Annotated in this window: 9 protein-coding genes and 1 pseudogene; 7 read left to right on the top strand and 3 right to left on the bottom strand. The window is 40.5% G+C overall.

What is annotated here, in order from left to right; translation table 11 throughout:
* The first annotated feature begins 9 nt into the window (after nt 1-9).
* Both B1L02_RS18315 and B1L02_RS25220 read left to right on the top strand, forming a co-directional pair.
* Nucleotides 10-765 (top strand): 4'-phosphopantetheinyl transferase family protein, encoded by a 756-nt coding sequence (locus B1L02_RS18315; RefSeq protein ID WP_088532182.1) that lies wholly within the window; start codon nt 10-12, stop codon nt 763-765.
* Between the two features lie 307 nt (nt 766-1,072).
* Nucleotides 1,073-1,288 (top strand): annotated as a pseudogene (locus tag B1L02_RS25220) (colicin V production protein); the annotation flags it as partial.
* Between the two features lie 51 nt (nt 1,289-1,339).
* Here the strand turns inward: B1L02_RS25220 and B1L02_RS18305 are convergent.
* Nucleotides 1,340-1,540 (bottom strand): hypothetical protein, encoded by a 201-nt coding sequence (locus tag B1L02_RS18305; RefSeq protein WP_088532180.1) that lies wholly within the window; start codon nt 1,538-1,540, stop codon nt 1,340-1,342.
* A 230-nt stretch (nt 1,541-1,770) separates the two neighbouring features.
* Here B1L02_RS18305 and B1L02_RS18300 point away from each other — a divergent pair, with 230 nt between their 5' ends.
* Nucleotides 1,771-2,976: a lanthionine synthetase C family protein gene (locus tag B1L02_RS18300; RefSeq protein ID WP_088532179.1), complete on the top strand. Its 1,206-nt coding sequence runs from the start codon at nt 1,771-1,773 to the stop codon at nt 2,974-2,976.
* Between the two features lie 9 nt (nt 2,977-2,985).
* On the top strand, nt 2,986-6,114 hold the full coding sequence (locus B1L02_RS18295) for a lantibiotic dehydratase (RefSeq protein WP_088532178.1): 3,129 nt from the start codon (nt 2,986-2,988) through the stop codon (nt 6,112-6,114).
* A 45-nt stretch (nt 6,115-6,159) separates the two neighbouring features.
* Here B1L02_RS18295 and B1L02_RS18290 read toward each other — a convergent pair whose 3' ends face one another.
* The gene (locus tag B1L02_RS18290) at nt 6,160-7,725 is read right to left on the bottom strand and encodes an NAD(P)-binding domain-containing protein (protein ID WP_088532177.1); all 1,566 of its coding nucleotides are present in this window, start codon (nt 7,723-7,725) and stop codon (nt 6,160-6,162) included.
* An 844-nt stretch (nt 7,726-8,569) separates the two neighbouring features.
* Between B1L02_RS18290 and B1L02_RS23830 the strand changes: the two genes are divergently transcribed.
* The 3 genes from B1L02_RS23830 (at nt 8,570) to B1L02_RS18280 (ending at nt 11,511) form a co-directional block, all read left to right on the top strand.
* On the top strand, nt 8,570-8,728 hold the full coding sequence (locus B1L02_RS23830) for a hypothetical protein (protein ID WP_157757259.1): 159 nt from the start codon (nt 8,570-8,572) through the stop codon (nt 8,726-8,728).
* Nucleotides 8,729-8,739: 11 nt separating this feature from the next.
* Entirely contained in the window at nt 8,740-9,279 is a 540-nt protein-coding gene (locus B1L02_RS18285; protein ID WP_151201441.1) for a hypothetical protein, read from the top strand.
* 144 nt (nt 9,280-9,423) lie between these two features.
* A complete protein-coding gene (locus B1L02_RS18280) occupies nt 9,424-11,511 on the top strand; it encodes a winged helix-turn-helix domain-containing protein (protein WP_088532175.1) in 2,088 nt (695 codons plus the stop codon).
* A 223-nt stretch (nt 11,512-11,734) separates the two neighbouring features.
* On the opposite strand, the gene B1L02_RS18275 is transcribed toward B1L02_RS18280, so the two are convergent.
* Nucleotides 11,735-12,813, bottom strand: a protein-coding gene (locus tag B1L02_RS18275; protein ID WP_410477292.1) for an IS3 family transposase whose coding sequence is annotated in 2 segments (ribosomal slippage) — nt 11,735-12,561 and nt 12,561-12,813 — 1,080 coding nt in all. Because the reading frame shifts where the segments join, the coding sequence is not laid out codon by codon here.
* Nucleotides 12,814-12,903 lie beyond the last annotated feature (90 nt).

Genomic DNA, 12,903 nt, shown 5'->3' with positions numbered 1-12,903 from the left:
GAGCAAGGTGTGGAACTGATATTAAAGCAAAACCAAATTGATATATGGCAGACATCTGTCAGCCTATTTCACAGCAACAATGCGATTGACGAGTTAACCGCATTGTTGACTGACGAGGATATGACTCATATTGAATTGATACGGAGACCGTCTGAAAAGCAAGTCAAGATTGTGTCGAGAGCTTTTCTGCGTGCAGTGCTCGCTAAGTACACAGGACTGTCTCCTAAGGCAATTCAATTTGCAAGAGGGTTACATGGCAAACCCAAACTGGCAAACCCAGGTATGCAGTTTGAATTTAACCTTTCTCATAGTGATGATTTATTGGCTTGTGCCGTGAGTCTAGATCAGCCTGTCGGGATTGATGTTGAGCGGATCCGTTACAAGCGAAATCTAAAGCATTTAAGTAAGTCGGTATTTTCGTCTTCTGAGCAATGTGAATTTGAGCTGCTGCCAGAGCAGCACCAAGAGTCATACTTTTTTGATCGCTGGACATTAAAAGAGTCGTTGATCAAAGCCACAGGACAAGGCTTAACGACCAAATTAAGTAAAGTTTCATTTGGCAAAAGCGATGCAATTGCCAGCTTCAGTGTCAGTGGTCAGCAATTGGTCGAAGTATCAGGGGAATATGCAAGTTGGTTGTGGCCTATTTCAGTCGAGCATCGCCTCGCGGTTACTATGCTTGATCGAGCGAGCAAAGCAGAGCCTGTGACTTTTAGAAGCTTTAACTTTTTGCCCCAGCGCGTAGCTTCTTCTGCCGCTGCGTAAACTTAAAGTAGTTGTATAACAAAAAATCAGTGCGTGTGTTGCTTAGGCTAAAGTCGCGAGAAAAGAAATCGCTACCCTAAACCAATATCGTGACTTCTTATCGTACACACGCAAAAGGAATGGAGTATATATGAAGGTAGTTAGTGATAACGCGCTAGTGATGAACTCAACGGAGAAAGTTGCATCGTTCAAGCATGACACTTCTGTAGAGGGGATCCGAGCTGACAGGAAAGCAAAATTGGCGGGCGCTTTTCGTTTATTTGGTAAGTATGGGTTCGATGAGGGAGTTGCGGGACATATTACCGTTCGTGATCCGAAAATTCTGTTTATGGATGAAGCAACGAGTCACCTTGATACGGGGTTGGAAGAGGATATCAATGATGCGGTGTCTCGGTTGAAGATAACGCGTATTATCATCGCGCACCGAAAAGAAACCATTGCCTCGGCTGACAGAGAAATTAAGCTCAAAAAGCCAGTACACCATGAAAGGGAAGAGCAAACCTCGACATCGGGATCTGAATAAATAAAGCGAGCATACAGCTCGCTTTATCTTAAGGCTTACTGCTGTGGCAGTTTATGGGATCTGGCAAGTGTGCTCACGGCAAGAGTGGTTACGACCTGTCCAACAATCGCCATAGCGATCTGTGAATATAGAGCCAGCTGGAGAATTAGCCTGAACATCACCGCCAGCAATTTGAGGCGTCATATTCGCTGGAATAGATTTGCTGTCATTTGAGAGTGCTTTTATACACTTTTTGTTTAGCGTCAATTTCATTCGTTTTTCCTTACTTGTAGTGGTTAATAGCAGTCCTTTATTTCAATCCTTTTGCTACACGCATTGAACGCGTGTGTACAAAAGTTAAGCTACTGTCAGTTTGAATAAATGTCAACACTTTGTTTTTTGATGGCAATCTATATGTCAAAGTTTGAGTTTGGCTAAACAAAAGGTTAACTTACCTATGGTGAGTACAAAAATTACAATTAAGAGTTTAAACAAGGATAAGTATGCTAAAGGCGTTAGATTTAGAAAAAAAAGAACAAATCCTGTCTATAGTGGAAAAGCTAGCCAAGCAGGTTGAATCAAATCTTGAAGCCGTGAACAGTAACGGTTTGCTTAGTGGTTTAGCTGGGCACTTATTGTTTTTATTCCGAGCGGAAAACTTTAATGATGCATGGGTCGATGAGGAAAAATTTCATCAGGCGTTAGAGAAGCTCCAAAATGAATTAGCAGAGCAAACCCCTGAGCTAAGTTCTGGGTTAGCTGGGCAGGCATGGGTGCTTGAGTATTTTAACCAGTATGACGACGAGGAGTATGACCCTGAGCTGCTGGAGGAAATTGATAGCTTTTTTGCTACAGCACTCGACTTTTCTCCTTGGACTGGAGAAATTGAAATGGTGTTAGGCCTTGCCGGCTATTCTCCCTATATCTCACGTCGTGCAAAAAAGACTCAACAAAGTACTTTATTTGATCGTCTTGTTACGGGGTACGAATCGGTTGCGGTAGAGCTAGATGATCAGCTGGTTGCTTGGTCTCAGCCTAAGCAATCGGTATATCGATTCGATAAAGAAGATACTGAAAGTCACGAATTTAATTTAGGTCTGGCACATGGTGTCCCTGGCATTATCGCCGCCCTTATTCCTGCGCTTCAGGATGAAAAAGTAAAGCTGCGGGCGCGAAAGCTGGTTGTTGCGGGCTGTGATTGGTTACTTGAACAGCAAAGTCATGCTGATGATAGGAAGGCTTGCTTTGGCTCATGCGCAGGCGATGAGCACCACTCTCGGCTAGGTTGGTGTTATGGTGATTTAACGATTGCGTTGACACTAGCAAGAGCCGGGCATGCGCTAGACAAGCCTAGCTATGTTGAACAAGCATTAGAAATTGCTTTATTTAATGTTGATAGAGACGCAAAGCAAGGTCATATAAATGATGCTGGACTGTGTCATGGCTTTTTTGGATTGGTAACCATTTATCAACTACTCAACCAAGTTATGCCTCATCCTAAGTTACAGCAAGCTGCCTTAACCTGGCTAGATTATGGCTTAAATCAGTACCAAGAACGTGGATTAGAGGCCTTATATTCATATAATGGTTTGGAAAAGGTGCATCAAGAAGATTTTAGCTTTTTAATGGGTTTTGCAGGTATTGGTTTAGCGCTTATCGGTGTGCTGGATGACAATCTTGATTGGACCGATTGTCTGTTAATGAGTTAAGGAGTAACTATGCCAGCTAAAATAACAACAGACTCCTTTTTTGTTCTACGAACACCAAAATTGCCGATTGAAACCTTGTTCAATCAGCAAGATACTAATGCTATGTTGAGTGCTTGGCTAGCTACACCTGGGGTGGTGGAAGCCTTGTACGTCGCTAGTCCATCTCTGCTAGAGCGATTGGAGCAGTGGCGTGAAAAGCCAAACTCCAAGCAGGGGAAAAAAGTCGCATTGGCGCTATTGCGATATCTCATTCGAATGTCTTCACGACCTACACCCTTTGGTCTTTTTTCTGGTGTCCATACGGGGAAAATTGGCTTAGAAACTCGACTTGTAAGTGATAACGCAGAGCGTGATTCTCGCAAAACTCGCTTAGATATGTTTCTATTGTCCGCAATTCGCTCTCATTTAGCGGAAACTGAAGCAAAATCAGATAATTTGTCTTATTTACCTAATCCATCTCACTACTTTATAGCAGATCAGTGCCGTTACATTGAAACTTACCTCTCTGATGACTCGATGCAGTATCGCCTGAGTGCCGTTGATAGTGATGAATACTTCATCACTATGTTGGAACTGGCGAAGCAGAAGCTAAGTTTTTCTCAGCTCATTGAGCAATTTTGTCACCGCTATAACGAAGCCGAATATGATGAAGTTAGCGCCTATCTAGAAGAACTCATCAGCGAAGGGGTGTTAATTCCAGATATTCCGCTACCTCTTACCGGCGAAAGTCCCGACATCGCGTTAATTAAAGCGTTGAAAAATATTGCGCCAGCAGAGGTTTATACTAAGTTGGAGCAAGCGGTTAATGACCTTGCGGTGATGGATACAGCTGGACAGGCGAAGCCTGAGCAATACCAAGTCATTTTTAATTACCTTTCTGAGTTACCGATTAAAGTTCAAGAAAACAAACTTTTCCAATCAGATACCTACCGCGCTTTTTTACATTGTGAAATGTCACAGCAAGAAGTTGCAAGAGTGAATAAACAACTGCAATTGATTGCGAGCTTAAATCGTAGCGTTAAGCATAACCCACTTGAAAACTTTATTAATAAGTTCAACACGCGGTTTGAAGGTCAATTTGTACCTTTGGATATGGTGTTGGATGATGAGTCAGGTATTAGTGTCTCTACTGAAACCGGTTATGATGCCCCGCTAGTAGGTGGTTTACAGTTAGGTCGAGCGAGTAGCGGACAATCTAGCGCCCCTGAATATACCGAACTGGATCACATTATTGAGCAAGCTGTGACATTGCCAAGTAATTTAGGTAAAAGCTGTGTGGTCCTGAGCAGTAGCGAATTGAAGCAAAAAGTTAAGGATAAAGTAGAACTTAACTTGCCACGTTCAATGGCTGTGATGTTGAGTTTATTTGAGGATGAAAAGTCGAATCCAGTGTTCAAGTTTAATGGCTGTTATGGACCGTCTGCGGCCAATCTTTTGGGTCGCTTCTGTCACCTTGATAAAACATTAAAAGAATCGGTGATTCATCATTTAGAGCAAGAACATATTCACAGTGAAGAGGTTATCTTCGCAGAAATTGTACATATGCCCGAGGGAAGACCTGGTAACGTGATCGCGAGGCCACATTTGCGGCAGTACGAAATCGTTTTTATGGCAGACAGTTCGCTAGATCCTGAATACCAGATCCCGCTAAGTGATTTATATGTTTGGGTTGAAAGCCAGCAGGTGAAACTCTGGAGTAAGCGACTAAATAAACGCATTATTCCCCGTTTGTCGAGTGCACATAACTTTTCTGCTCGAAGCTTGAGCGCTTATAAATTCCTTTGTATGTTGCAGCATCAAGAAAGTGAAACACCCAAGTTTTCACTGCCATCTAGCCTAAGAAACGCGACGTATGTGCCACGCATCATGTTGGATAACCTGATCCTGCATGAGAAAACATGGCGTATTGAACGCAAAGAGCTAGAAGCGTTATTGGTTAATCAACACATTGACGCAAATACGCTTCAACAGCTCAAAGAGAAGTATTTATTAGAAGATTGGGTAAGTTTTGCCGCGGGAGATAATGTTTTAACTTTGAACTTAAGCCAAAGTGCGATGGTAGAAGTGTTGTTGATGGAAACCAAAGGCCGCAATACGGTTGAACTTAGCGAAGTGTTGGCATCTCAACTGACGCCGCGTGTAACGGATGCGCAAGGTCGTCATTATGCGAATGAAATCATTGTTCCTTTGCTTAATGAGAGTGCGACTCCTCATACTCATTTTGCCGAAAAACCGTTAGAGAATATTACCGCTACACCAATCTCTCGGCGCTTCAGTGCAGGCTCTGAGTGGCTTAGCTTAAAAATATATTCAGGTAATACCATTGTTGAGCAGCTACTTTATGAGCAGTTATTGCCGCTTATTGAGGAAAATAGTGCATTATTCGATAAATGGTTCTTTATTCGCTATGGCGATCCGGATTGGCATCTACGCTTGCGCTTCCAAGGCGAGCCAGCGGTACTTTGTGGAGAATTATTGCCAAAACTCAATCAGCTATTGTCACCTATGATAGAGAGCTCTCAGCTGCATAAAGTTGAATTAATGACTTATGAGCGAGAAGTCGAGCGTTATGGCGGTCCGCAATCGATGACTTTGATCGAAAGCTTGTTTATGTTTGATAGTGAGCTGATTGCGAAAAGCTGTCAGCTCGTTGAAGCGTTCGGAGAAGATGTCCGTTGGCGTATCGCATTGGCCTGTACTGATCGGTTGCTGACGCTATTTAATTATGATGCGGAACAAAAGCTATCACTGATCTCTTCATTGCGCGCAGGGTTTGGTAAAGAATTCAATGAGAGTAGCGTGCTGAGAAAGCAGCTCGGTAATCGTTATCGCGATCATCAAACGCAACTCGATGATGACTTTGCGAAGCTTAATATTGCGAGCTTAGCGCAATGTGATGAGGCGCAACAAGCGATGTTAGTGCTGTTAGAGGCGTGGCAGAAGCAGGCTGAGCCAGTGGTGAAGGAAATTTTGACGTTAGAAAAGTCAGGTTCACTAAATCTGAGCATACAATCATTACTTGGCTCTCTTTTGCATATGCATAACAACCGTATGTTTAAAGCCTATGGTCGAGAACAAGAATTTGTTATTCATGACATGTTGAGGCGAAAGTACTTCTCTGCGTCTAAAGTCTCTTAGAGGATGAAAAGGTTGGCTTGGTTGCCAACCTTTTTCACTTATGAGTTAGGCTAACGCTTTATTTTGCATTTTCTCACCAGCAAGTTTTGGTAATACTCGCTCAATGAACTGTTGAAGCGGTTTAACGTGCGCTTCTACGTCAGTCCAATCTGCTTCTAAGTCCTCAATAATATGATGAGTCTCTATCACTTCACCTTGGTAGCAAAGCTCAATGATGGGATGTAAGAATTTACTTAATTCCGCGGCAGTCGCATTGTCTTTATGCACTCGAACCTGATTAAACGGGTCGCCTTCAATTGGCGCACCAAAGTCTAATGCTATCTGCAAATGATAGTGTTCACCTAGATGAGCATGGAGGTACGGACTGGGCAGATGCTTGTAATACTGTGCCATACCGGTCTTAGATACCGTAACCGCATCCACCATGAAGCCATGTTGTTGCCATAGCGCACTGGTCTCGTTGATACGGCTCAGGATAGCACTGCCGATTGCTTCTGACGTTGCATTATGCTGGTCACATGCAAGCGCAGTATCATGATGTTGTTGTTTTAGCATCTCGACTAAAGCGCGGCTGTTGTATCTAAAGCCGTGAATAAAGCCTGAGGTCGACTTACGGTATTTAGTGGATTGTGTCAACGTGCCCGCAAAATAAAGGCCTTTTACGTTGATGGATTCAAAGCTGCAATCTAGAGATGGGAAGCGGTCTTCAATCATGAGATCTGGTTTTGCACTATCGGCAAAAATACTGCAGTCCATTGCAAATCCAGTACAGCAAATAATCTCGTCATATTCTATGGTTTCTTGCTCACCATTAGCATGAGCATAACTAAAGTGCACGATAAAGCGGTTGCCTTGTTTCTCAATACGCTTAATGTCGGCGTCTAAGATAGCGTTTTGGGACTTCAGTTGATAAGTATCTAAAATATTGTTGTTTACGGCACGTAGGTCGCCAACATAGTGGGTCTTCCATGCCATATCTAAAGGGTTTGGACTACAAACGTGGATTAGGCTGGTGGCAGGAATAAGGTGATCAGCTGTCTCGAAAGCAGAGTTGCCTTTACCGATAACAAGTACGCGTTTGTTTTCAAATAGTGCCAAATCAATATTTAAGTCCGAGTATTGTGTAACTAGTTCTATTCCTTCGATCTTTGGAATATAAGGCTTAGGGACGCCCGTGCTGACAATGACGCGGGCTGCTGTATATTGTTCATTATTAGTCGTGGTCACAACGAAGTGCTCGGCAATTTTTTCAACGGATTTAACATGCTGGTTATAAGCAACATTTAGCTGGTTTTGGTCAACATAATGGTTGAGGTATTTGACTAAGTTATCAGCACTTGGGAAAAAGTCTCGGTCAAAACTGGAAAAGTTAAGGCTGTAGTCATCAGTTAAAATGGAGTTCCAGTCGTGTCGTAAGTTGAATTCAGGGTTTGTTGAACCGGTAAATACTTTATTAATTGAAATCAGTTTTCGATGAATTGGGAATGTTTCAAAAAAACACCCTGCGCGCTGACCTGACTCCAACATGAGGTAGGACAAGCCACTTTGTTTTAGGTGGTAAGCGGTTTGAACCCCAGCAGGGCCTGCGCCAATAATAAGATAATCAAGCATGTTCGTTGTTCCTTGTTGGTGTTGGTGCTGCAACAACTACTCTAGACAGGGTAACGTTCCCCGTTTTCCCTATTGCAGTTATGATATTAATTTTGTGTGTAATTGTTGTTTTAAAATGTGTATTAATTGTGTATTTAGAATGTTTTTTTACCAACGGTGGCGATACGACGAATTCAAGTATGTATTTTTAAGGAGGGGATTGTTGTTAGTACAATTAAGGTAAACAATGACTAAAAGCTAATATTCGGTAATAGGTATTAGCTATGTACTATCTTGTGGTGTTCTTCAGTTTAGTAACTTAAGAGTGCTTTCTTTGACTAAGCTGATTTACCTGTGGACAAGGGCAAATGCTAAATACAAGAGAACTTTGATAAGCACATTGATATACTTTGAATTTGTTCCGTAGCGATATGTAGGTAGGGCTTGAAGTAGTATCTGGATTTTCAGGAGCTAAGTAAAACTAAAAGGTTAATTAGAGCGTGTAATTGGAGGGATAACAAATCTGCTATGTCAATCTAATGACCTAGTGGTGTTTAGGTAACAGATTTAGTTCATTACCTCATTTATGGACTAACGCATATACTCTATCCTGCCAATAAAACTAAGAATTAGCATATTTGGTGAAAAAATTTATCAATATTATCGTCTATAGTCAGCTAATAAATCATATTAAATATTATCTTAAACATAGAATAAAGGCATAAACATCATAAGTTTAGTTGTTTCTAAGGATTGGTAATTACTGTTTTTTACACTTTGTTTGTATTCTGGAGTAGGTCTCTTGAGCTGAAAGGTTGCCTGAGGCTAGAACTACGAAAAAATAAACATAAAAGGTGTAGACGTCATGCTTAAATTGAAATTTATAAAAAGAAATTTAAAAGAATTAAATGATAAAGGCCACTTTAGTAAGTCTTTAACCAAAAAAATTGCAGGCGGTAATACGGACGGTATTGTGACTACCACACATAGTGTCGCTGATCCTGATCCAGAACCTAAACTATAGAATTGTCAGTAATGAATGTAAGAAAGACATTATTAGGGTGCTTCACTGCATATTCTTTAATGGCCTCTGCTTCTACTTCACCATCTTTTATCATTGAAGTAGAGCCTCCAAGGATTGAACTCGTGTACGCATATGAAAATGCTATTGCTTTTGAGTTTTTAGCTTCGGAAAATGTAGAAGTTTTTGAAGGAGATATTTTAATTAAGTATCTCAATGAAAAAAAAGAAGAAAAAAAAATAATAGCTACATCGCCGAGTTTAGTTAAATGGGCAAGACAGCATAGCTTTGATCAACAAGGTTTCAGTTCTGGTGATTTACTTATGAAATTGAAGAGCAGGACGATTTATGGTGTTATCAGGATGCCTGACAATGCAGATGAAAGTTTCAAAGTTGGACAATTGGTAACATTATGTAACAGAGGGATATCTGCGAACGTTATTATCCAGAGCAAAGAAAAAGGAAACTATACATTTATAGCTAAAGATGTTTCATTTGAGTGGCAATCAAAGATCGACATCAATATTATGGATGACAACCGTGGTTGTGTGTGACTTTTGTTGCGTTAGTTAGCATATTGTTTCAATAGTTATCTTTTGGTTCTTTTAAACTTTCTTTATTTTGCGCTATGTAACTATTGAGTTATTGAACTTATCGGGTAGAATGACTAAGTGGATATTTATGGCTAAAAGTAAATAATGAACGAAGTTAGTTTTTCAAGGAGAGTTAGAGAAGTTCGATTTGGTGAGTGGGTTTTGGACCCAAAATCACAAAGAATATTTGATGGTGAAGTAGCCAGAGAATTGGAACCTCTTATCTTTAAACTGCTTTGTTATTTTATTGTTAACCACGAGACAATCGTAACACGGCAAGACCTCGTTGAGCGTGTTTGGTGTCAGCGCTATGTAGATGATAATGCAATCAATCGTGCCATGTCTGAACTAAGAAAGATTTTACGTTCAAACAAGCAGCAAGGTCTAGTGGTTAAAACGCACTATAGTAAAGGTTATAGTTTTTTCCTTGAGCCTGAAATCATTTATTTCGAAAGCACATCCGAGTCTTACCCCCACGATAGTACGCCAAAAACCTCTCTCCCTCGCACGACATTTGTTTTCTATTTTGTACTTGCCATGCTAATCGCAAGTCTGGTCTTCTTTTTTATATCGTTTGAAACACGTGATGTAGATGTGAGAGAAGTTAGTGTTGATGAGAAAACGATTTCCTGGCTTGAAGGTAGCTACAACTCGATCATTATACACCCATCTGAACGATTTCTTGCTTTTGAATTTACTCCGAAAGGGGAAGAGTTTTCTAGTGTTATCGTTAGAGACTTAGTGACAAACCAAGAAAATAAGCTTTCACATCCGAATGTTAATCTTTCGCCTTCAGGTTGGTCTTTAAAGTCGAGCGAGCTTTTCGTCAAAAAGATTAGAAACAACCAATGTGAAATTTGGAAAATTGACTTAGAGGATAAGGAAAAGTCTCAAAAGTTTATTATGAATTGTGATGAACGACAGCGTGTAATGGTCGGAATAAGCAATGAAACAGTAATATATTCTAAGTTTGGCTATAGAAATAATAATAACTTATCCACAGTAGTGATTAGAGATATAAAGTCAGGTGAAGAATACCAGATCACTTCTCCGGGTCTTAGTTCATTTGGAGATAACTTTCTTTATTTTGATGAACTGGCCAAAAAGGTATACTTTGAGCGAGTGCAGTTTGGTTTCACGGAGTTAATGGTAACAGACATTGAAGGTACAGAGGTAAAAAGTTTATATAAAACAGAAGGAAGAATATGGAGGGTGAGCTACGACAAAGAGAGTAACTCAATATCGTGGTTTGATAATATCGATCAAGCTATGGTCTACTTCTCTTTGAATAAGCTTTCTGTATCAAAAGTCGAAGAGTTAGAGAAAAAAAGCGCTTACTCGCTCGCGTATAATTTGAGTAATAACAAGATTATAGCGGTGAGTGTTCCATACTCTTTTGATATTTATGATTTCGATTTGCAAGAAAGGAAATTCAGCCCTCTTAACGTGAGTAAAGAAGATGAATTTAAGGCGATCTACAAGGGCGAATTCAATGCTTATCTTGAAAAACACAGCAATGGGTCTAAAGAGTTAATACTCACAGGTTCTGGAGTTGACCGCGGGGAGCCTTGGATGGTAGGAAATGTTTTAGACTTTGATCTTGATGAGAAATCACAAACGGTACTCTTACTATATAAGGGGTCGTTTAAGGTATATGACTTAATAACTCGAGAATTGCGAGCCGAGGTTACACTAAAAAACTATCCAATAAGTATTGGATTTAAATCTAAAAATGTTGTTTTTGGTTTAATAAAGAATGACAAGTTGAGACAAAACCAAGCATTTCTCTATGACCTAAATGCTATGAAAATGATTCTTTTACCCTTAGAAAAGGTGAGTTGGTTTTCCCCCTATAAGAATGGAAGTTATGTATATGTCGATGTCGAAGGAAGTGTCTGGGTCAAAGAGAGTGATGGGAGTACTAAAAATGTAGCCAACATAACAAAAAGCTATTTTAAAGATTCTTTTGCATTAAGGGAAGGTGAACTATTTCACTCGGACGGAAAGAACATATTTAAATATAGATTTGAATTGGGTGATTTTAAACCTGAACTCATCTCATCCGAACTACCTAAGAATATGTTTATTAATGATATATATATACTTCAGGGAAGTTCAAAGCTAATTTTAGATATTGTCAGTGTATCTTCAAATTCACTAATTTATGCAGATACTAGTCGAGGAGGAGACTAATACTTACGGCTGTTCTGGTTGTAACTTTTGTTCCATACCTTTCCTTGATGGCGCAGCCTTTTGAATAGTTTAGGCAAGCCCCACCTAGGGTGACGTTCAACCAACGCGAGCAGTGCGTCGATAACGTCATCATCTGATGGCCGTCTATGTTTGTAATAACAAAACTGAGCGGCTTAGCCCTGCTGTAACTCCACCCAATTTAGTACAGCTATTTCGTAGAATTTTATGCAGCCTCAAGATAGCCAATTGGTGTCATATCGCCAAGTGAATCATGTGGTCGCTCATAATTATAAATATCTAACCACTCATCAGTGATTTCACGTACTTCTTGCAGTGACTCAAACAAGTATAAATCGAGCACTTCTTCACGATAACTTCGGTTAAACCTTTCCACAAAACCATTCTGGTAAGGACTGCCTGGCTCTATAAATTCCAACTTGATGTCATTTTTTATTGCCCAATCTTCGAGTGCCGCTGAAGTAAATTCTGGGCCATTGTCCACTCTAATCTGCTTTGGTTTACCGCGCCAAGCAATAATTTGTTGTAGCGTTCTAATAACTCGTTCAGAAGTTAAGCTTGTATCGACCTCAATCGCCAGTGCTTGTCGGTTGAAATCATCCAGCACATTCAGTGTTCTAAAACGATGTCCATAGCTTAATGCGTCACTCATAAAGTCCATTGACCACGATTCATTATGTTGTGTCGGTGCGCTTAATGGTTCAGGTGTTCTTGTTGGAACACTGCGCTTTCCCTTACGTCTCAAGTTTAGTTTTAGCATGTTGTAAACGCGTTCAACACGCTTTTTATTCCACGGCTTACCTTTATTGCGAAGCCTTTTGAATAGCTTAGGCAGCCCCCACCTAGGATGGCGCTCTACCAGCGCAAGTAATGCGTCGATAACGTCATCATCTAACGGCCGTTTATGTTTGTAGTAAAAAGCTGAGCGGCTTAGCCCTGCCATTTCACAAGCAAATGCGACGCTGACATTAAATTGAGTTCTTAAATGCTCAACCCAAGCCCTGCGCCTACTTGTTTTTACTGCTTTTTTGCGATGATATCCTCAAGCATCGAGTGCTTTAGGCTAAGCGTTGCAAACATATCTTTTAGCTTACGGTTTTCTTCTTCAAGCTCTTTAAGTCGCTTAACGTCTGAAGCTTCCATCCCGCCATATTTTGAGCGCCATTTATAAAACGTACTTTGGCCGATACCATGTTTGCGGCAAATTTCTGGCACAGGAATACCTGACTCAGCTTCCTTGATCATGCTGACAATTTGGGTTTCGGTGAACTTGCTTTTTCTCATCGTAAATTTTCCTATTTTAGTTAATGGAAAATTCTACTTATAAACTGTTTCATTTTTTGGGGGAGTTACACTGCGCCTACTTGTTTTTAC

The organism is Pseudoalteromonas piscicida (assembly GCF_002208135.1).
Classification (GTDB): domain Bacteria; phylum Pseudomonadota; class Gammaproteobacteria; order Enterobacterales; family Alteromonadaceae; genus Pseudoalteromonas; species Pseudoalteromonas piscicida_A.
The sequence above is the reverse complement of the archived record's forward strand: the minus strand, read 5'-3'. Positions and strand labels throughout refer to the sequence as shown.

Bases quoted from the DNA above. Each gene is read 5' to 3' on its own strand.
- B1L02_RS18285 (WP_151201441.1), top strand. From the start codon at position 8,740: ATGAATGTAAGAAAGACATTATTAGGGTGCTTCACTGCATATTCTTTA.
- B1L02_RS18305 (WP_088532180.1), bottom strand. From the start codon at position 1,540: ATGAAATTGACGCTAAACAAAAAGTGTATAAAAGCACTCTCAAATGAC.
- B1L02_RS18290 (WP_088532177.1), bottom strand. From the start codon at position 7,725: ATGCTTGATTATCTTATTATTGGCGCAGGCCCTGCTGGGGTTCAAACC.
- B1L02_RS18280 (WP_088532175.1), top strand. From the start codon at position 9,424: ATGAACGAAGTTAGTTTTTCAAGGAGAGTTAGAGAAGTTCGATTTGGT.
- B1L02_RS18295 (WP_088532178.1), top strand. From the start codon at position 2,986: ATGCCAGCTAAAATAACAACAGACTCCTTTTTTGTTCTACGAACACCA.
- B1L02_RS18300 (WP_088532179.1), top strand. From the start codon at position 1,771: ATGCTAAAGGCGTTAGATTTAGAAAAAAAAGAACAAATCCTGTCTATA.
- B1L02_RS23830 (WP_157757259.1), top strand. From the start codon at position 8,570: ATGCTTAAATTGAAATTTATAAAAAGAAATTTAAAAGAATTAAATGAT.